At 63.6% G+C, this 19,237-nt stretch carries 17 protein-coding genes and 2 riboswitches; of the genes, 9 read left to right on the top strand and 8 right to left on the bottom strand.

What is annotated here, in order from left to right:
- Positions 1 to 36 precede the first annotated feature (36 nt).
- Genes EU811_RS06990 through EU811_RS06980 form a run of 3 tightly spaced genes read right to left on the bottom strand, consistent with a single transcriptional unit; the run spans position 37 to position 4,006 of the window.
- Positions 37 to 1,119 (bottom strand): PLP-dependent cysteine synthase family protein, encoded by a 1,083-nt coding sequence (locus EU811_RS06990; RefSeq protein ID WP_142937766.1) that lies wholly within the window; start codon positions 1,117 to 1,119, stop codon positions 37 to 39.
- Entirely contained in the window at positions 1,113 to 2,678 is a 1,566-nt protein-coding gene (locus tag EU811_RS06985; RefSeq protein ID WP_142937765.1) for an aromatic amino acid ammonia-lyase, read from the bottom strand. Before EU811_RS06985 ends, EU811_RS06990 begins: the two co-directional genes overlap by 7 nt.
- Positions 2,678 to 4,006 carry an NtaA/DmoA family FMN-dependent monooxygenase gene (locus tag EU811_RS06980; protein WP_142937764.1) on the bottom strand — a complete coding sequence of 443 codons (1,329 nt, stop codon included), beginning with the start codon at positions 4,004 to 4,006 and terminating at the stop codon, positions 2,678 to 2,680. The genes EU811_RS06985 and EU811_RS06980 overlap by 1 nt, the downstream gene beginning before the upstream one ends.
- 153 nt (positions 4,007 to 4,159) lie before the next feature.
- Between EU811_RS06980 and EU811_RS06975 the strand changes: the two genes are divergently transcribed.
- The 5 genes from EU811_RS06975 (at position 4,160) to EU811_RS06955 (ending at position 8,591) form a co-directional block, all read left to right on the top strand.
- Positions 4,160 to 5,860, top strand: a complete 1,701-nt coding sequence (locus EU811_RS06975; RefSeq protein ID WP_142937763.1) for a SulP family inorganic anion transporter — start codon at positions 4,160 to 4,162, stop codon at positions 5,858 to 5,860.
- 86 nt (positions 5,861 to 5,946) lie between these two features.
- Positions 5,947 to 6,058, top strand: a riboswitch (SAM riboswitch).
- 13 nt (positions 6,059 to 6,071) lie between these two features.
- Positions 6,072 to 6,338 (top strand): DUF1737 domain-containing protein, encoded by a 267-nt coding sequence (locus tag EU811_RS06970; protein ID WP_142937762.1) that lies wholly within the window; start codon positions 6,072 to 6,074, stop codon positions 6,336 to 6,338.
- Positions 6,335 to 6,745 carry a rhodanese-like domain-containing protein gene (locus tag EU811_RS06965; protein WP_142937761.1) on the top strand — a complete coding sequence of 137 codons (411 nt, stop codon included), beginning with the start codon at positions 6,335 to 6,337 and terminating at the stop codon, positions 6,743 to 6,745. Before EU811_RS06970 ends, EU811_RS06965 begins: the two co-directional genes overlap by 4 nt.
- Positions 6,746 to 7,954 carry an O-succinylhomoserine sulfhydrylase gene (locus tag EU811_RS06960; protein ID WP_142937760.1) on the top strand — a complete coding sequence of 403 codons (1,209 nt, stop codon included), beginning with the start codon at positions 6,746 to 6,748 and terminating at the stop codon, positions 7,952 to 7,954.
- A gap of 10 nt (positions 7,955 to 7,964) precedes the next feature.
- Complete coding sequence (locus EU811_RS06955) at positions 7,965 to 8,591, top strand: hypothetical protein (protein ID WP_142937759.1); 627 nt, start codon at positions 7,965 to 7,967, stop codon at positions 8,589 to 8,591.
- 315 nt (positions 8,592 to 8,906) lie between these two features.
- On the opposite strand, the gene EU811_RS06950 is transcribed toward EU811_RS06955, so the two are convergent.
- A complete protein-coding gene (locus tag EU811_RS06950; RefSeq protein WP_142937758.1) occupies positions 8,907 to 10,430 on the bottom strand; it encodes a UDP-N-acetylglucosamine 1-carboxyvinyltransferase in 1,524 nt (507 codons plus the stop codon).
- A gap of 212 nt (positions 10,431 to 10,642) precedes the next feature.
- Between EU811_RS06950 and EU811_RS06945 the strand changes: the two genes are divergently transcribed.
- Both EU811_RS06945 and EU811_RS06940 read left to right on the top strand, forming a co-directional pair.
- Positions 10,643 to 11,647, top strand: a complete 1,005-nt coding sequence (locus tag EU811_RS06945) for a WXG100 family type VII secretion target (protein ID WP_142937757.1) — start codon at positions 10,643 to 10,645, stop codon at positions 11,645 to 11,647.
- A 125-nt stretch (positions 11,648 to 11,772) separates the two neighbouring features.
- Positions 11,773 to 12,123 carry a hypothetical protein gene (locus EU811_RS06940; protein WP_142937756.1) on the top strand — a complete coding sequence of 117 codons (351 nt, stop codon included), beginning with the start codon at positions 11,773 to 11,775 and terminating at the stop codon, positions 12,121 to 12,123.
- A 27-nt stretch (positions 12,124 to 12,150) separates the two neighbouring features.
- Here EU811_RS06940 and EU811_RS06935 read toward each other — a convergent pair whose 3' ends face one another.
- Positions 12,151 to 12,885: a siderophore-interacting protein gene (locus EU811_RS06935; RefSeq protein WP_142937755.1), complete on the bottom strand. Its 735-nt coding sequence runs from the start codon at positions 12,883 to 12,885 to the stop codon at positions 12,151 to 12,153.
- 101 nt (positions 12,886 to 12,986) lie between these two features.
- Here EU811_RS06935 and EU811_RS06930 point away from each other — a divergent pair, with 101 nt between their 5' ends.
- Both EU811_RS06930 and EU811_RS06925 read left to right on the top strand, forming a co-directional pair.
- Complete coding sequence (locus EU811_RS06930) at positions 12,987 to 15,107, top strand: penicillin acylase family protein (protein ID WP_142937754.1); 2,121 nt, start codon at positions 12,987 to 12,989, stop codon at positions 15,105 to 15,107.
- A gap of 78 nt (positions 15,108 to 15,185) precedes the next feature.
- Complete coding sequence (locus EU811_RS06925) at positions 15,186 to 15,785, top strand: GNAT family N-acetyltransferase (protein WP_142937753.1); 600 nt, start codon at positions 15,186 to 15,188, stop codon at positions 15,783 to 15,785.
- A gap of 89 nt (positions 15,786 to 15,874) precedes the next feature.
- On the opposite strand, the gene EU811_RS06920 is transcribed toward EU811_RS06925, so the two are convergent.
- Genes EU811_RS06920 through EU811_RS06910 form a run of 3 tightly spaced genes read right to left on the bottom strand, consistent with a single transcriptional unit; the run spans position 15,875 to position 18,893 of the window.
- Entirely contained in the window at positions 15,875 to 16,669 is a 795-nt protein-coding gene (locus tag EU811_RS06920) for an energy-coupling factor transporter transmembrane component T family protein (protein WP_142937752.1), read from the bottom strand.
- A complete protein-coding gene (locus EU811_RS06915) occupies positions 16,666 to 18,273 on the bottom strand; it encodes an ABC transporter ATP-binding protein (protein ID WP_142937751.1) in 1,608 nt (535 codons plus the stop codon). The genes EU811_RS06920 and EU811_RS06915 overlap by 4 nt, the downstream gene beginning before the upstream one ends.
- On the bottom strand, positions 18,273 to 18,893 hold the full coding sequence (locus EU811_RS06910) for an ECF transporter S component (RefSeq protein ID WP_142937750.1): 621 nt from the start codon (positions 18,891 to 18,893) through the stop codon (positions 18,273 to 18,275). The genes EU811_RS06915 and EU811_RS06910 overlap by 1 nt, the downstream gene beginning before the upstream one ends.
- 75 nt (positions 18,894 to 18,968) lie before the next feature.
- Positions 18,969 to 19,105: riboswitch (TPP riboswitch) on the bottom strand.
- Positions 19,106 to 19,237: the final 132 nt, after the last annotated feature.

Genomic DNA, 19,237 nt, shown 5'->3' with positions numbered 1-19,237 from the left:
CTTCAGGGGAGCAGTTCAGGGACGTGAGAGAGGATCCTACTCGCGGGCGTCGCGGGCGTCCCGGGCTGCAGGGGTGTCCGCGGCAAGGCGGATGCCGTGCTCGGCCAGCCACACCGGGTTGAAGGCCTTGCTCATATAGTTGGTACCGGCGTCGGGCGCTATGGCCACCACAACGGAACCGTGGGGCGCAGCGCGAGCCACGCGAATGGCCGCAGCCACAGCCAGCCCGGACGACGGACCGAGTGCAAGACCTTCCTCGTCAAGGAGCCGGTGGACGGTGGTGTAGACCTCGTCGTTGGGAATGCGCAGGAAACGGTCCACGATGGAGCGATCGAAGGCTTTGGGCCATTCAGGCTCGGGCCAGGAGTTCCCCACCCCGTCCACCAGGATCTCCCCGGGATGGCCTCCACTGTAGGCAGAGCCGTAGGGGTCGGCACCAACCACCTCCAGGTGCCCGACCGTGCGCGCGGCGGCCACCTGCTCCTTCAAGAACCTGCCGTTCCCACTGATGGTCCCTCCCGTTCCGATACCTGCGACAAAGTGGGTCACCAAACCACCCGTTTGTTCCCAGATTTCCGGGCCGGTGGTTTGGTAGTGAGCGGCTGGATTGGCCGGGTTGTCGAACTGCATGGGCCGCCACGCGCCGGGTGTCTCAGCGGTTATCCGCGCAGCTACAGCGCGTGCGTTCTCAGGCGACTCCGACGGCGCGTTCCAGTCGGTGAGGATCACGCGGGCGCCATAGTTGTGCAGCGCGGCGAGCTTCTCCTCGGAAATCGTGTCGCCCGTAACCACCACCACGGGGTGGCCCGTCAGGTGTCCTATGAGGGCCAGCCCGATCCCGGTATTGCCGGACGTGCTCTCCACAATTGTGGCGCCGGGCTGCAGTTCCCCGGATTTCTCGGCCGCCCTAACCATGCTCAGCGCGGTCCGGTCCTTGATGGAGCCGCCAGGGTTTTCGGACTCGAGCTTGATGTGGATGGTGCTGCCCAGGCCGCGGCCCAGCGACTCCAATCTCACCAACGGCGTGTTTCCGACCCTCTCCAAGACCGAAGCATCCAAGCCGTCAGGAGGCCCGGAAGCGGCGTGAACACCATGTTTGCGAATCTCTGTACTCACCAGGTCTTCTCCCCTTCCTCAGAAAGTTCCTGGTCAACGAGGTCCCGCAGCTCGGTCCGCGCCAGTTCCACCAAGTCGGGCGCCGATGGCCGGCGGGCCAGTACGTCAGCCAAGCGACCCACGACGGCGCCGGTCCCCTTCCCGAGCGGTTGCGCGGCTCCCGCTTCGAGCAGCAGGTACGACGCCGTCAGCGCTTCGATCACCAAGAGCTTCTCCGCTGCGTCCAACGATTTTTCCAGTTGCTGCAACGCGAGCGGGGCAAGCGTTGAATGGTCTTCGACGTCGGCCGAGAGGGTTGGTGCGCCGAGCGTCGCCGGAGCGGCCAGGGCCTTGAGCTCGGCCAGCAGTCCCGCCGCCGAGTACCAGAGCAACCCGGGAAGTTCCTCTTGGGCCAGGCCTTCCCCGGATGCTGCAGCCTGCAAATGGCGCGCCCTGATGGCCCGTTGCGGCGGATACAACTTTGCGATGCGCCGCTCACAGGAAATCCCTACGTGCGCCAAGGCCAGCCGCAAACCCTCGAAGGCGAGGGCCAATTGCATCGGCTGGAAGTTTCCGCCGGAGATCATGCGCCCGGATTCGACATCGACCAGCGGATTATCGCCACGGCCGTTCAGCTCCACGTCCAAAGACGAAGCAAGCTGCGCAACAAGCGATCGAAAGGCTCCGTGCGTCTGCGGTGCGGCCCGGAACGACAACGCGTCCTGCACCGACACCTCCGGCCGAACATCTTCCAACCACCCACCGCTCAGCAGGCGACGCACAGCAGCAGCGGAGTCCCGCTGCCCGTCCACCGCCTTGGCCGCTTGGATCGCCGGCGAAAAGGGGCTGAGGTTCCCGCCGCCGTCGTACCTTGCGATCGTCTCCAGCGAGAGGGAAAGCGCGACGTCGGCCAGCTCGGCTAGCTGCTGCAGCCGCAGCAATGCGAGGGTTCCAACACCCACCGAATACGCGTTGGCACTTACCAAGGCGAGGGCCTCCCCCGGGGCGAGGACAAGGGGTTGGAGACCGGCGTCGGCAAGCGCTTTGGCGCCGGGGACCAGCGCGCCGTCCGCGTTGAACGCTTCACCTTCACCGATGGCAACGGCGGCGACGGCGGCAAGCTGGGTCAGGTCCGATGAACCCACCGAGCCCTCACGCGGGATGGCGGGAAAGACGCCGCGGTTGAGCATTTCGGCATAGAACTCGGCGGTTCCAGGGCGTACGCCGGAACCGCCTCTGCTGAAACCGATGAGCCGGGCCAGGATCACGGATCGGGATGCAGCGCGGTCCAGATATGAGCCCACCCCGCTGTTGTGATACCTGACCACCTGGATCTGGTACGAAAGGAGCGACTTCTCCTCCACAGCGGTATCCCGGCCGGAACCGAGCAAGGTATTCAGTCCGTAGACCCGTTCGCCGGAGGCGGCGGTATACTCCACGATTTCCCGCGAGCGGCCTAGCAAAGACAACGCATCTTGGTTGAGTTTCACATGGAACCTCGGGTCTGCCGCCGCCCGGGCCACGTCCGCAACTAGCACCGGAGACGATCCGATCACCAGTCTCTGCGGCTTCCCCGGCACCATCAGAAGTCCAGGAGGTTTTGCCGAAACCCGCCGTTGCCGTAACTCTTCCTCAACAGCCCGCGACGCCTCAGTTCCGGCGTCAGCTTGTCCAGCACGCTGTGCACTGTTACCGGGTCCACGAAGCCGGAGAACAGGAACCCATCGCCCCCCACGGCGGAGCCTGTTTCCTCCAGGTAGTCAGCGATTTCGCCAACCGTGCCGATGATCGAGTCGCCTGCTCCGCCGCTGCGTGCCTGGAGGATCTGGCGAAGGGTGGAACCTGGAGGGGCAGCCTTGGCGAAGTGTTCCAGTGTGCCTTGGTTACTGTTGGTGCTCAGCTCGGGCAACGGAGCGTCGAGGTCGAACTGCTTGAAGTCGATGACGGAGAGGTAGGAGATCGAGTTGAGCTGGCTGTCGATGTCTCTCTGGGTGAGTTCACGCCGCTGCGCCCGCAGCTCCTGTGCCTCGGCTGTAGAACCAACAACGGTGGGCTTCAGGACGAAAAGTACCTTGACGTCGTCGGGATTTCGGCCGGCCTTCGCAGCTTCCGCGCGGATCGAGTCACGGTAGGACTTCATCCCGTCAACCCCACGAGCGAGGGCAATGGCGACGTCGGCATGGCCGCCTGCGAATGCCTTGCCCCGGGGCGAGGCACCAGCCTGAACCAACACAGGTTCCTCAGGAAGGGGCGCTGTGTTCAACGGGCCTCTGACCTTGAAAAAGTCTCCTTGGTGGTTGATGGGGTGCACTTTGTTATGGTCCGCGAACACCCCGGCTTCAACATCCTCAAGCACGGCCCCAGGTTCCCAACTCCGCCAAAGGCGCCTGACGACGTCAACGAACTCCTCCGCTTTCTCATAGCGGAGATCGTGTTCAATCTGCTGGTCCAGCCCATAGTTCTGTGCGGCGAGGTCGCTGCCGGAGGTGACGACGTTCCAGCCGAGCTGTCCTTCTGAAAAGTGTTGCAGCGTGGCCAGGAGCCTGGCGGCGGTGAAGGGCGGGTAGAAGGAAGCGCTGACCGTGGGCACGATTCCGAGGTGCTCCGTGGCGGAGAGAAGGTACGGGACCAAGGCAAGGGGATCGTGCTTAGGTGCAAACGAGGCGTGGGCCAAGGAAACCTCGGCCGTACCCCCATAGGTGTCCGGAACGGTGAGGGAATCTTCAATGATGAACAGGTCCAAGCCGGATCGCTCAAACGCCCGGACGGCCTCCTGATAGAGGGCGGGTTTCTTCCAGTCGTAGCCCAGGCCATAGCCGGGAGTCCCCCAACCCTGGACACCGAAACCGTGGCCCACGAACCATCCAAAGTGCAGCATGGGCTTGAGTGTAGAACTGCTTTGTCCGTTCACCGCGACCTGATTTCATGCGAAGTTACAGGGGGTCGTACTGGGTCAATTATGCTCCCGGGACGTCACGTTTGGGCCCCGCCCATGACGGTATGGATTTCCACATACGGCGTTCGCCTTGTTCCGCAAACACCATGCGTCCGGAATGATCGCTGTATGAGTTCAGCCACCCGCACTTCCGCCAAGGACCGCCTTTGGGGCGTCTGGGCACTCAAGGGGTACAAACGTGAATGGCTGCGGCACGACGCCGTGGCGGGTGCTGCGCTCTTTGCCCTGCTGGTGCCTGCGGGCATGGCCTACGCGCAGGCGGCCGGTTTGCCACCCGTCACAGGGCTCTACGCCACGGTGATTCCGTTGCTGGTTTACGCCGTGGTGGGGCCGTCCCGCATTCTCGTCTTGGGACCCGATTCATCCCTTGCCCCCATGATCGCCGCAGCTATTGTTCCGCTCGCAGCCGGCAGCAGTGAAAGATCGGTGGCACTCGCCGGGCTGTTGGCTGTGTTGATCGGGGTGATCATGCTCGCGGGCTCCGCCCTGAAACTCGGTGCCATCACCGGGCTGCTGTCCAAACCCATCAGGCTCGGATACCTGAACGGAATCGCCTTGCTGGTGGCGTTATCGCAGCTTCCGGCGTTCCTGGGGATAGAGGCCGACGGCGACATCTGGCAAAAGCTCGCGAAGGTCACCACCGGGTTGCTGGGCGGCGGGGTCAATGTCACCGCGCTGCTGCTAGGCGTCGGTTCCCTGGCCCTCATTTGGATCCCGCGGCTGCTGAAGTGGAAGGTACCCGGCGTCCTGCTGGCGGTGGTCGGCTCGTGCGTTGCAACGGCTGTTTGGGGCCTGAACGACGACGTCAAGGTCACCGGGGTTTTGCCGCAGGGGCTGCCGATGCCCGCGCTCGGCGGCGTTGGCTGGGCTGACGCTCTGATGCTGCTTCCCGCTGCGGCCGGTATTGCCCTCATGGCTTTCGCAGACACTGGCGTCCTGTCCCAGACATTGGCAGCGAAGGAGGGAAAGAGAGTCTCGGGCAACCGGGAGATGGCGGCGTTGGGGGCAGCCAACGCAGCCACCGGCTTGCTGGGCGGGTTCCCTATATCCGGCAGTACCTCGCGGACGCCCGTGGCTGTGGACGCCGGCGCCAAATCCCAGATGACCGGGGTGGTTGGTGCGGTGCTGGTTCTGGCTTTCATGCTGCTGGCTCCCGGAGTGACCGGGTACCTGCCTTCGGCCACCCTGGCGGCCGTCGTCATCGCTGCGGCAATTGCCTTGGCCGACCCCGCCGGTGTTAGGCGGCTCTTCAGCCTGAGCCGAAGCGAATCCGTGGTCATGCTGGCTGCGTTCCTGGGCGTCCTCACCGTTGGGGTACTGCAGGGAATCGTCGTAGCCATAGCCTTGGCACTTCTGGACTTTGTTCGGCGGGCCTGGGATCCGTACCGGACAGAACTCGGCGCCGAAGAAGGGCTCCCTGGCTATCACGATCTGGAGCGGCACCCCGACGGTGAACGCATCCCCGGACTCCTGATCCTCCGTTTTGATGCACCCCTGTTCTTCGGTAATGGGCAGGTCCTGGCTGCCTTTGTCCGGGAGCAACTGGACGAAGCCCCGGAGGAGGCCGCGGACCCGGTTACCCATGTCATCCTCGCCGCGGAGCCCATCACCGGGATCGACACTACGGCGCTGGATGACCTGGTCACATTGGACGAATGGCTGGCCCGCAAAGGCGTGGATTTAGTGTTCGCCGAACTGAAGGGGCCTGTCAAAGACAAACTACTCCGCCTGGGCACTGCAGCCCGTTTTACGCCCGAGCACTTCTTCCCCACTGTGGGCGCAGCCGTGCGCGCACTGAAAAACGCATAAGGGAAGCACCGCCGATTACGCAACATGACGGCCGGACAACAGCCCGCAAGTGCAGCCCGAGGCCCGCGGATGTTACGTTTTTCTTGAGTAATGAGTACCAGCGCGAAGCCCTGACTTGCTGGTCGGCAACCCTCTCTCCGGCGGGGTGCCTCAGGTGACTACTCGGCGTATCGACAACTCGAACTGCAAGCGTGACTGAGGAGCACCAGCTATGCCTGAACCCACTGAAGAAAAACTTTCCTATCGCCTGATTACTGGCCCGGACACCCGTGATTTCTGCGAGCGGATCCACAGCGCCCTCGCCGAGGGCTATGTGCTCCATGGCAGCCCGGCTGCCACGTTCAACGGCACCGACGTCATCGTTGCCCAAGCAGTGGTGCTGCCCGCCGCGATCGCCAATGCCGATGCCGCCGTTGCCAGTGCCGTTGACCAGCTTGAGAGCGACGACGACGAAGAAGCATTCGAGGGACACGCATGAGCTACGCAGGCGACCTGACCCCGCAGGATGCGTGGGCCAAACTCGAAGAAGGTGCCATCCTGGTGGACGTCCGCACCGAGGGCGAGTGGGCCCACATCGGTATCCCCGACACCAAAGCCACGGAAAACGATCCCCTGTTCATCCAGTGGAACCTCGCCGGCGGCATCCCCAACTCCCGCTTCATCGAGGACTTGCGTCAGCAGGCACCCGAGGACCACGGCGTTGAGTTGGTGTTCCTGTGCCGCTCCGGTCAGCGCTCCATCTCCGCAGCCATCGCCGCCACGCAAGCCGGTTTCACTGCCTACAACGTCTTGGAGGGCTTTGAAGGTGAACCGGACCGCTATGGTGAGCGCACCGTCAACGGTTGGAAGAACCGTGGCCTGCCGACGAATCTGGGGACTGAGTAAGTGACTTTTAATCCCGATGCCGCCGGTTGGAGCCCTGATACCCAGGCTGTTCGCGGTGGCCTTGACCGTACCAACTTCCAGGAAACGTCCGAGCCCGTTTTTCTGAACTCCGGTTTCGTCTACGAATCCGCTGCTGCCGCCGAGCGCGCCTTCACCGGTGAGGACGAACGTTTCGTATACTCCCGCTACGGCAACCCTTCCGTAGCCACGTTCCAGGAGCGGCTGCGCCTGCTCGAAGGAACCGAAGCCTGCTTTGCGACCGCATCAGGTATGTCCGCGGTCTTCACTGCCTTGGGTGCCCTGCTGGCTGCCGGTGACCGCGTGGTTGCCGCCCGTTCTCTGTTCGGTTCCTGCTTTGTGATCCTCAACGAGATCCTGCCACGGTGGGGCGTTCACACGGTCTTCGTAGACGGCCCGGACCTGGAGCAATGGCGCGAAGCCCTTTCCGAACCAACTACCGCGGTCTTCTTCGAATCCCCGTCCAACCCCATGCAGGAGATCGTGGACATCGCTGCGGTCAGCGAACTGGCGCATGCTGCCGGGGCCACCGTAGTGGTGGACAACGTCTTTGCCACGCCCCTGCTGCAACGCTGCGGCGAGCTGGGAGCGGACGTCATTGTTTACTCCGGCACCAAGCACATCGACGGCCAGGGACGCGTCCTTGGCGGCGCGATCCTGGGCACCAAAGAATTCATCGACGGCCCCGTCAAGCAACTCATGCGGCACACCGGCCCTTCACTATCCGCGTTCAACGCCTGGGTTCTAACCAAGGGCTTGGAGACCATCGGACTGCGTGTAAACCACAGCTCGGCATCCGCATTGAAGATCGCAGAGTGGCTCGAGCAGCAACCCGCCATCAGCTGGGTCAAGTACCCGCTGTTGAAGTCTCACCCGCAGTACGAACTTGCGGCGAAACAAATGAAGGCGGGCGGCACCGTCCTGACCTTTGAGCTATCTCCTTCGGCCGGACGATCAGCCAAAGAGGCTGCCTTCGCCTTGCTCGACGGTCTCTCCGTCATTGACATCTCCAACAACCTAGGCGACTCCAAATCCCTCATCACCCACCCTGCCACCACCACCCACCGGGCCATGGGACCGGAGGGGCGGGCGGCGATCGGGCTTTCGGATGGTGTTGTCCGCCTATCCGTAGGCCTTGAAGATGTAAACGATCTCATCCTGGATCTGGAGAAGGCCCTCAAACAGGTCTAACCTTGCTGCCATGAGCGGGAACCACCCCTATCGCCGTGCCGGAGCGGTCATCGTTGCCGGCACGGTGGTGTGGTTCGTAGGAATCTCTCCAGTCTCACGCGTTTACATCACCCCCAACAACGCCGAGCGGCTGCGCATGCTCACAGCCGGACAGCGCGGCTGGATCGTGGGTCAGCACCTAACCGCCGCGGGAACAGTTGCAGTGCCGGTGGGATTCGCCGACTTTGCCCGCGCTGTTCAGGACCAAGATGCCGTTCAAGGAAACGCATCGCATCGGAGGGCGAGGAAGTGGGCTTTCGGTGCAGCCGCCGCCTTACTCGCGGGCGCCCCGTTCTTCGTCTCAAGCCTCGCCCGGCGAGCATCCGACCTTGAAGGGTTCGCCTACCGCAGGGGATCCAACGCGCCGTTCCTGGCGTACTCCGGGCTGCATGTTGTGGCGTTGGCCGCGCTCGGCGGGAGCCTTCTTTCCTTACCCGCAAGCCGCTGGATTGGTATCACGGCTGCGGCCAGCGCACCCGTTTACGGTGCCATCCTGGCAGCCAAAAAGGACATCCCGCCGTTCTGCTTCTATCTGGTGGAGGGACTCGTCGGCGCCTACCTGATGACGTGGGAAGAACAGGACGCAAAGGCCTCCTGACCCGGGTCAGCATGAGAGGTCGTTCCTGATGCGCGCGGGGGCAGTACCCCGCACGGTCACTTTGGCGTCATGAGAGTAGCTCATCCGCAACCCCGAAAGTCCGTGTGTGCTCCATTCTGCGTCAGGAGGCCGGGTGGGGACAGGGCTGGGGCCGGCCACCCATCCGTTCCGCACCAGTTCCCGCCATCCGCACCAGAGGTATCTGGCGCAAACGGCGGAAACGGGAGCGCCAAAAACACTTACGGGTGCCGCCGGCGCGAACGGGAGCGCCAAAAGCACTAACGGGTGCCCCCGGATGTCCCGGCAGCGCCAGCGTCAGTCCTGGAAGTACTCGATTTTCGCGCCAATGGTGTTCAGTCGCTCTGCAAGGTCCTCATAGCCGCGCTCAATCACGTAGATGTTGCGAAGTTCGGAGGTGCCCCTGGCTGCCAACATGGCAAGGAGCAGGCAAGCGGCCGGGCGGAGGGCCGGCGGGCAGCCGATTTCCGCGGCACGCCATTTGGTGGGTCCGTTGACGTAGATTCGGTGCGGATCCAGCAACTGCACCTGTGCGCCCAATTTGTTGAGTTCCGTCAGGTAGATGGCTCGGTTCTCGTACACCCAGTCGTGGATCATGGTCTGGCCCTCGGCGTTGCCTGCGATCACTGCGAAGAAGGGCAGGTTGTCGATGTTCAGGCCGGGGAACGGCATGGGGTGGATCTTGTCCTGTGGGGCGTGAAGCTCCGACGGCTTGGTGGTGACGTCCACCAGCCTGGTGCGTCCGTTGCGTGCCATGTATTCCCCGGATACCTCGAGGTTCTGGCCCATCTGTTCCAGGGTGGCAAGCTCAATTTCCATGAACTCGATGGGCACCCTGCGGATGGTGACCTCGGAGTTGGTCACGATGCCGGCGGTGATCAGGCTCATGGCCTCAATCGGGTCTTCGGACGGGAAGTACTCAATGTCCACATCAATGGCGGAACGCCCGGTGATCTTCAGCGTTGTGGTCCCCACGCCGTCAATTTCCACACCGAGGCCCTGCAAGTAGAAGCAAAGGTCCTGCACCATGTAGTTAGGGCTGGCGTTGCGGATGATGGTGGTGCCTTCACGGTGGGCGGCCGCCATGATGGCATTCTCCGTGACGGTGTCGCCGCGTTCGGTCAGGACGAAGGAGCGATCGAGATCGTCGGCGGGAGGAGCGGTCACGGAGTAGAAACCGGACTTCGCCTCCACTTCGAGGCCGAACTGGCGAAGCGCCTGCATGTGAGGTTCCACCGTGCGGGTTCCGAGGTCGCAGCCACCGGCGTAGGGAAGAAGATATTCGCTGGTTTCGTCCAGGAGGGGACCCAGCAGCATGATGACGCTGCGGGTACGCCGGGCGGCGTCAACATCCATGGACTCGAGATCCAGTACCTCGGGGCGCCGGATGCGGAGGTCGCTGCCGTTGAGCCATGTACATTCCATGCCGATGGAGGTCAGCACCTCAACGATCCTGTTGACTTCCTCGATCCGGGCGAGCCGTCGCAGCGTGGTGGTGCCGCGGTTAATGAGGCTCGCGCACAAGAGGGCTACGCCGGCATTTTTGCTGCTGTTGACGTCTACTTCACCGGAGAGGGTCCGGCCGCCCTCCACGCGGAGGTGGGTCATCTGCGGCTTGGCCACTTTGACGATGGACCGCCCAAAAATGGCTTCGAGGCGTTCAATCATGCGGAGGCTGAGATTTTGTTTGCCCTGTTCCATCCGCGCGATTGCGCTCTGGCTGGTTCCCAATTCAGTAGCCAGCTGCCCCTGCGTCCAGCCTTTTTCGCCACGGGCGTCGCGGAGCAGGAGGCCTACATGTTCGGCGGTAGGTTGCGTCATAACCAATAAATATCACAAGTGAGCTAGAAGTTCAGTTCAACATGCCAATTCAGCGGTAAACATCACACCATACCCGCCCTGTGCGATATAGGGCACGACGTCGGCGACTCGCCTTGGGTGAACGCTTTCCCTCAGTTCCTTCAAGGGCAGAGCTCCCCATTGTGCCCCACGAAGAGTTGGCCAAGGATGTACAGGAAAGCTCAGGGGGAAATATGCCTTTCTACGGCGCCGACGTCGATCAGCTCAAAGCACTATCGAAAACCCTTGCCAGCGGGGCCTCGCTGCTGGCCACCCGCGCCCGGGAACTCGATTCCCTGATCGCGCAGGGCGGCTATTGGCAGGGACAGGATGCCAAACGCTTCGCCTCCGAGTGGCAGGGCCACTTACGGCCGCTGCTTGAAAGGACCTCGCGTGGGATAGAAGAAGCGTCCAAGTCTGTGCTCACCAACGCGGACCAGCAGTCGGGTGCCTCCACTGAGGGCGCCAGCGCAGGCAACAGCGGCCCAGGCGGCGGCTCCGGCGGAAGCGGGACCGGGACCGGGACCGGGACCGGGAACGACTCCGCCAAACCGGCGAAGGACGCCACAACAAAGACCTCCAATCCCACCCAGCCCACGCCCCAGGAGATCCTGGACCAGTACCAGGTCAGTGACGCGGAGACCACTAACTGGCCAGGCGACTGGGATCCGTTGCGGTTCGTGACGGACCAAAGAGTGGTAACCGAGAAGGAAGCGGAACTTCTGAATGGCCTGGGACCCTTTGAGCTGAACGCTTTCAAGGGCATTCACGATGACGCTTTCAGTGTTGCCGATGAGCGCTTCCCCAGCGAAGATCGCAACGATGACCAGAACGACGCCTTCCGCCACGCCTATTGGAACGCCCTCATGGTCAAGGAGTTTGGCGCTGACTGGGCTGAGGACTACGCCACCGCCCACGAGCAACTCCCCGGAAACCCGGCTCCACGCGAAGCAATGGATCTGTACAACAATGAGGTTGGTCGCAATGTGGCCATTGCCAATCCGGATGCCAGTGCTGAGGAGCTTGCAGACTTGATCGAGGAAGCCGTCAATAACGGAGACACTGTGGTGGTGGGACCAGACCTGTTGCCGCACCCGTCCAACCAGATCCCCGCCGACCAGACGGGCGACGCCGGCAACGCCGAGCCAGCCCCTGGTGAAGATCCTGAGTTCAACGACGAGTCCAGGACTACTTCGTGAGTCGTCCTGCCACCCCAAACGCACGACGCCGTCCCAAGACTGCGGCGCCCCGGGTCACCATGACCAGCCTGCTCACCCTAGTTCTGGCCTGCGCCTTGGCCGCTTGCTCCCTCGGAGGATCCGTCATGCCCGAAACAAACGACCACCTCAACGGCCAGGTCCTGGAGTCCGCCACGAACGGCACGGCGCTCAAGCTGTCCGACGCAACGGACTTTGACTGGGACCAGGCAGGTTTTGTCACGTCTGGAACCCCGGCCAAGGACATCGAGGAAGCCTTTGGGGAACCGCTCACCAAGGAGAGCCGCTACACCGCGTCACCGGCACTCTTCGTTTTCTTGAAGGACGGCAAAGTCACCAAAGCGGTCAGTATTGTCCCGGACGCCTTCTCGGGGGCCGATGCCAGGAAGAAGTACGGCCGCGATGTGGTCCTCACTCCGCCGGAGGGGCAGAAGGGCTACCTCAACTGGCGCGAGTAACGCCTACCGCGAGGAACCCGTCAACCGTTAGACCCGCCAGTACCCCAACGCATCAATCCGGTGCTTATTCACGCCGAGGTCTTTCCTCAGGTGCTTGACGATCGCCCGCGTACTTGATGCTTCGCAGGCAATCCAGAAGAAGTCGTCCCCAACGGAGACAGTGTCCGCCGTGAGTGCAGCGCAGACTTCCTCCACCAGCGCGGCACCGTCGCGTTTGCGCGGAATCCAGGTGACGACGTCGGAATCGGAGGTTCGCACCTCAAGCGAGGGGTCGGCGTCGTGTTGGTATTCAAGCCACGCCGTCACGGGAGCTGCGCCGGCAGCTACACGCCCGCGCTCGTCCAGCAGCGAATTAATGGCCGGGATGGAAGCGGGATCTCCCACAATCCACGTCCGCCGCGGGGCGGGCTGCGGGAACGTGAAGGAGCTGCCTTGGACGGTGGCATCAATGGTGTCGCCGGGCTGCACTGAGCGCGCCCAATCCGCAGCAACGCCGTGATGCATCGCGAAGTCCATGCTGAACGTACCGTCCGCAGGGGAGGCGTTGACCAAGGTGTAGGCGCGCTGGTGGGCCTTGCCGGAGTCGTTGAACCAGAGCCGGATCCACATGGTGGGATGGATACCGCTGCGCTCCAGGAGTCCGCCGTCCCGCACGTGCACACGGAGGAAGTCCGGGGTGATTTCTTCGCTCCCCGTGACTTCCAGGGTGAAGTCCTTGGCGCCCATGACTTTGAGGACGACACCTTCCCAATTGCGCTTCAAGCAACACTCCTTCACGAATGTCCACGATTTGTGAACGGGGCCAAAGCCATTTATCTTGAGCTTAAGTAAGCCTAACCTAAGCTCGAAAGCGGCCTAAGATTATGACGCCTGCCCCAACGCAGCAACCCGCCCCGGCAGGCGGCCCCGGAACGTACCGGGATCAGTGGGGAATCCCGCATTTATGGGCTGATTCCCCAGACGAACTTGCCTTTCTGCAAGGCATGAATGCGGCCACGGACCGCTCCTGGCAGATCGAGCTGGAACGGTGGCGCTCGGAAGGCCGCACAGCCGAGGTACTGGGTGCAGACGCAGTGGTCTGGGACCGTTTTGCCCGCCAGGCGCGGCTGGATGACACCGCGCGCCGCTGCTTCGAAAACCTCGACGCAGGCACTCAACGCTGGTGCGGACAGTACGTGGCAGGCATCAATCAAGCCCTGACGGACGGGCATCGGGGCGGAGCCGAGTTTGACGAGTCCGGCAGCGAACCCGAGCCGTGGAATCCATGGACCCCGCTGGGCGTCTTCCTGGTGCACCACATCCTCTTCTCCACCTTCCCCAACAAACTGTTCCGGGCACACGTCGCGAGGACACTCGGCGACCACGCCGTCAGCCTGTTCAGCATCGAGGCACCCGTCTGGTCAGGCAGTAACGCGTGGGCGGCCCACGGCTCGACGACGGCCAGCGGCCTGCCGCTGATAGCCGGCGACCCCCACCGCCTCATGGAACTCCCCGGCGTCTACCAACAGGTACGGCTGGCCTGCCCCGAGTTCGACGCGTTCGGATTCGCGTTCCCAGGAGTTCCCGGCCTCCCCCATTTCGCCCACACCGGCAACACCGCCTGGGCGATCACCAACGCCATGGCCGATTACCAGGACCTCTTCGTGGAGGAGCTGCGACGGATCAGCGACACCTTCGGTGATCGCATCGAGGCGCGCGGAGCGGAAGGCTGGGAGCCCGTCGTCGTGAGTTCCGAAACCATCACCGTCCGCGACGGTGAGACAGTGGCCGTTGAAATTATTGAAACCGCGCGCGGCCCGGTCATCTCTGAAACGCCCGACGGCGGCGCACTGAGTTTGCGTTTCCCGGCCAGGGTCGAGGGGCGGTTGGGTTTCGAGGCCCTCCTGCCGCTGCTGCGGAGCCGGAGCGTTTCCGACGTGGAAGCCGCCTTCGATGCGTGGGTGGAGCCCGTCAACAGCGTAGTGGCCGCCGACGTTTCCGGGTCCGTACGGCATTTCGTCGCCGGGTTGGTTCCGCAACGGAATCCGGCCAACCGGCGATTGCCCGTCCCGGCCCTCTCGGCCCGCCACGAGTGGGAGGGACAGTGCGTGGTCCTGCCCCGCACCGAGGTCCAGAGGTTTATGGTCAGCGCGAACGACCGCGAAGCTGGCGGCGGTGACATGGTGGCCATGGAGTTCGCGCCCGCGCATCGGGCCCTCCGCATCCGGCAGTTGCTGGAGTCGACCGCCGGTCCGTTATCCGTGGACGCCATGCAGGCCATCCACACGGACACTCTGCTGGGTCCGTGGCCGTTGTTCCGGTCAACGCTCTCCGGCCTTGACACCCAGGAACTGTCCAGGGAGGCCAAGGACCTGCGTGCGCTGTTGTTGACGTGGGATGGACTGATGGATGCCGGCAGCCACCAAGCTGCGGTCTTTGCAGCGTGGCGCGGAGCTATCGTCCAGCGACTGGCACGGCATTCCGCGTTGGCACCCCTGAATGAGCCCACTGGTTACTCAGCATTGTTCGGGCCTTGGTTATCCGAGGCATCCCGCATTGGATTCGCCTTGGAGACCCTGCTGGCGCGTGGCTCCGAACTGGGCATCAACGTTGGAGTGGAAGCTGCGGCAGCGCTCGAGGTTGCTGCTTTGGAGGAGGCTTTGCTGGACGGAGCCGCCTGGGGTGACCGGCACAAACTTATGGCCGTCCATGTCCTCCCCGGACCGCTCGCGTCATCGGCGCCCACCTCAGAGCTCAGCGGAGACACCGGGTGCGTCCTGTGCACCGAGAGCCTGCCCGGTGTCGAAGACCGAAGCTTCCGTGGGCCCGTGGCCCGCTACGTCTGGGACCTGGCTGATCGGCGTAACAGCCGTTGGATTGTGCCTTTCGGTGCTTCCGGCTCGCCAGGTCACCGGCACTTCGCCGATCAGCTGCCGCTCTGGACCGCTGGTCAACTCGCCCCAGTGGTCACTGACTGGCCTTCGTTGGCCAAAGATCATCCCTGACCAGCCCGTTCCGTCCCTCTCGTGACCCCACATCCGCCAGCATCCCCGCATCAGACCGCATCAGCCCCGAAGGAAGCCATGACCACCACCACCCAGGACTTCTCTGTCCGCACCACCGTTTACGCTGAAGACCTCGAGGGGTGGGGCGCATTGCGGCTTGTCCCGCTGGTTCCTGCCGAGGACATCGACTTCATCTTCGAGTGGGTCACCCAGCCCCGCGCCAAGTTCTGGGGAATGACGGAAAACTCCAGGGACGAAGTCCAAGGGATCTACGACTTCCTGGACTCGTTGGAGACCCACCACGCCTTCCTGGCCCTCCTTGACGGGGAGCCACTGGCCCTCTTCCAGACCTACGAGCCCCTGCACGATCCCGTGGGTGAGGCATACCCCGCCCGCGAGGCAGACATCGGCATGCACCTGCTCCTGGCCCCCGCCACACGACCCATTCCACATTTCACCCCCCGGCTGGGCACGTCGCTGATCAAGTACATGTTTTCCCTACCCGGGAAGGATCGGATTGTGGTGGAGCCTGACTCCCGCAACGCCAAGGCCCTGCGGCGCCTGGAAGCGACGTGCTTTGAGTTGGGTCCCATCATTCAGCTCGCTGAGAAGGAAGCCCAGTTGGGGTTCCTGACCCGCGCAGGCTTCGATGAAATCCAGGAGCAGCAGGCTCTCTGAGCCCGCGTAGGGAGGACAAAAAGTGCCGCCGGCGGCCCCCAACGCTACCGGCGGCACGCTTGGTGCCCAGCTCACCAACGCCTCCAGCGCTAGCGCCAGACGAAACTCCAAGTTCCCGCTCCAACGGCCGTCAGCACCGCACCGGCGGCGATCATCAGTCCGCCAAGGACCACCCACGCATCCAACAGCGAGTACGTAGATTCGCGCGCCCACGTCCGCCGGCCCCCGCCGAAACCGCGTGCTTCCATAGTCACAGCCAGCCGGGAAGCCCTGCGAACAGCTTGGACTAGGAGCCCGAAGCTCTGGCCGAGGGTTGCTTTCAGGCGTTGGAACGGGCTGCCTTGTGAACCCACCCCACGGGCGCGGCGGGCCATGCCAATGGTCTGCCATTCCTCGGCCATGAGCCCCACCAGCCTCATCGCCGCGAGGGACCCCAGGACGAACCGGTGCGGCAGCTTTGCTTTCTGCGCCAAGGCATCAGCCAAGTCGGTGGGATCGGTGCAGGTCATCAGGAGAATGGCCGGCAACGCAATCGCCAAACCGCGCAGCATGAAACCCAGCCCCAGCTCCAGGGAACCTTCACTGATGGACCAGAGTCCGACGTCGAGCAGCACAGCTCCGCTGTCCGCCGCCACAATCGCGGTGCTCCAGCCGCCGATCGCTGCCGCGATGATCAGGGGCCAGGCCCGCTGCCACAGAAGCCTGAGAGTGAGTCCGGCCAGTGGAAAGAGCGCCAGTTCCGCAACCAGTGCTGTGGAGGCCGAGACCCAGTCGATGGACAGGGCCAGCACCAAGGAAATCAGGAAAACGGATACGAACTTGGCCAACGGGTTGGCTTTGGTCAGGAGGGCATGGTTCCCGCGCAGGTTCAAGGCGTCCCTCATGCTGCACCCGCTTCCTGACGTGTGGCTTCACCCTGTTGGACCGGGCCGAGCCGCAATTCCGCTCCGCCGAGTACGGCACTGAATTCCTGATCGTGGGTCACGGAGACCACCGCGGTTCCAGCGTCCAGCAGCTCGGAAAGGAACGACGCCAGTTCTGCCCAGGTGTTGGCGTCCTGACCGAACGTGGGCTCGTCCAGGACAAGCACTTTCGGATGGGCCGCGAGCACCGTGGCCACCGAGAGCCGCCGCTTCTCCCCGCCGGACAACGTGTACGGGTTGGCATCCACCAAGTGCGTCAACCGCAACCGCTCCAGCAGTTCATCCACGCGTTCCTCGCCGTGGCCAAGATGCTTTGGACCAAACATGAGCTCATCCAGGACGTTGCCTGTGACGAACTGGTGCTCAGGTTCCTGGAAAACCGTCCCAATGCGGGAGATCAACTGCTCGGCTTTCCACTTGTACGGGTCAATACCGGCACCCTGGGAAAGGTCGACGGCGGCACTGACCTTGCCGTCCACCGGCGCAAGAAGGCCGGCCAACGTGAGCGCGAAAGTGGATTTGCCGGCACCGTTCGGACCCGTGACGGTCAGCGCTTGGCCTGCCCTGACCTGTGCACTGATGCCCGTTTGAACCGGCACGGGTGGGATGGTCTTGAACCTCTTGCGTCGTGGCTTTTCCCGGGAAACTGCGAGGTCCTGCGCCGCGAGGAGGAGCTGCGCGGTGTGGGGTTCGGCGTGGGGATCATTCCGCCGTTCCCGGGTCGCCGGAACATATCCCGGCACCCAGACGCCGGCTGACATCAGCATGGTGCGGGCTTCAGAAAGTACCTGGTCCGGCGGCCCGTCCAAGAGGACGCCCCCTGTAGCCCGGCCCGCTCCCAAGCCGTCCGAGCCCGCCGCCTTTGTTGACCCTGGCTGCAGGACCACAATCCGGTCCACCAGGTCCTTCCACACGGACACTCGGTGTTCCACCACAACAAGGGTGGCGCCGGTCTTGTCCAGGCACCGCCCTACCGCATCCCGGACCTCCAGAACGCCCGCCGGGTCCAAGTTTGCTGTTGGTTCGTCCAGCAGGATCAGGCCGGGTCGCATCGCCAAAATGCCGGCCAGCGCCAGGCGCTGCTTCTGTCCACCGGAGAGTGCCGCCGTCGGGTGATCCAACGCCAAACCGCCGCCTGCCGCGGTACGCAACCCCACGTCGTCGAGCGCTTCATGGACGCGTTCCCAGATCTCGTCCCTTGGGACGGCGAGGTTCTCCGCGCCGAAGGCGACGTCGTCACCCACGCGCGAGAGGACCACCTGCGTCTCAGGGTCCTGCTGCATCAGCCCGGCCCGGCCACGCTGCTCGCGGGGCGCGACGCCGTCAATCAGCAGGGAGCCGGTCTCATCCGAGTCGTCTTCCTCGTCCCCCAGAACCCCGGCAAGGGCATGCAGGAGCGTGGACTTGCCCGCACCCGAAGGACCCAGCAGCAGCACGCGCTCCCCCGGTTCAATCCGAAGGTCCAGGCCCTCAATGGCAGCTTGGGCCCGGCCTGCATGCCGCCACCCCCAGCCCTCGGCGGAGATGGCAGCAGGCTGCACCGCGCCGCTAAGTGTGGCGGACATCAGTTGAAGACTGGCTCCGAAGCGGCCTTGCGCGAGGCAAAGGAGCTCAGCACCCCGGTCTTGGCCAGCCCGCGCGTCGCAATCCACGAGAGTGCGCCCGCGATGATCGCCCCGGAGATCGTGGTGAAGGTGATGTAGGCCAGCTTGTCGATGGCCTCGTAAGCGATGTTCCAGCCCCAGGGAAGGAAGGAGTCGTTCAAGCCGCAGAACAGGCCCGCGCCGGCGCCCGCAAGGAGAGCAGTGGGCAGGTTGAACTTCTTGTACCGGAACGCCGCGAAGATGAGTTCGGCGCCCAGGCCCTGCAAAATGCCGGAGATGAGCACCGTGGTGCCGTACTGCGAACCCATGATGAGCTCACCCGTGGCGGCAACAGCCTCGCAGAACAGCGCTGCACCCGGCTTGCGGATAATGAGCATGCCCAGGACCGCGGGGATCATCCAGCCGCCGGCGATCAGACCGGTGAGCGGCGGATACGTCGCATTCATGGGGATGGAGACCAGTGCGGCGCCCTGGGACCATGCCCAGAAAATCACGCCACCGGCAATGGCGATCAAAGCCGCCACAACAATGTCTACAACACGCCAGTTATAACTGGTCTTCTTCACGTTTACCGTGGTCATTTTCTGCCTCCTGAGGTTACAGGAGGGGAAAGTGCTACCCGTCATCCAGCTGGCCTGCGCCGCCCGGATCCGGACACTCTGAGAAGCTCGACTCCCTTGCGCCGGTACTAACCGGATCAGGTTCGAGGGTCTGCGGCTATCCGCACTCTCAGCGCCCTCGCGTCTCCTACATCTCTGCAGAGTCCGACGGCGGCGCTCCCCTGTCGTTATCAAATCTGCCCTGATGGGCTGGTTCAGTTTACACCTGAGTCCGCGGCGGGCGCTGGTCCGTTGGCCGGCATTCAGTCACAATCAGCCGCGGTAGAGCACAGTGCTGAACCCCGCGCGCGTTGCGAGGCCCACTC

Source organism: Arthrobacter sp. TS-15 (genome assembly GCF_006964045.1).
Taxonomy (GTDB): domain Bacteria; phylum Actinomycetota; class Actinomycetes; order Actinomycetales; family Micrococcaceae; genus Arthrobacter.
Note: the sequence above shows the minus strand (reverse complement) of the source record. Positions and strands in the feature narration are given on the sequence as shown.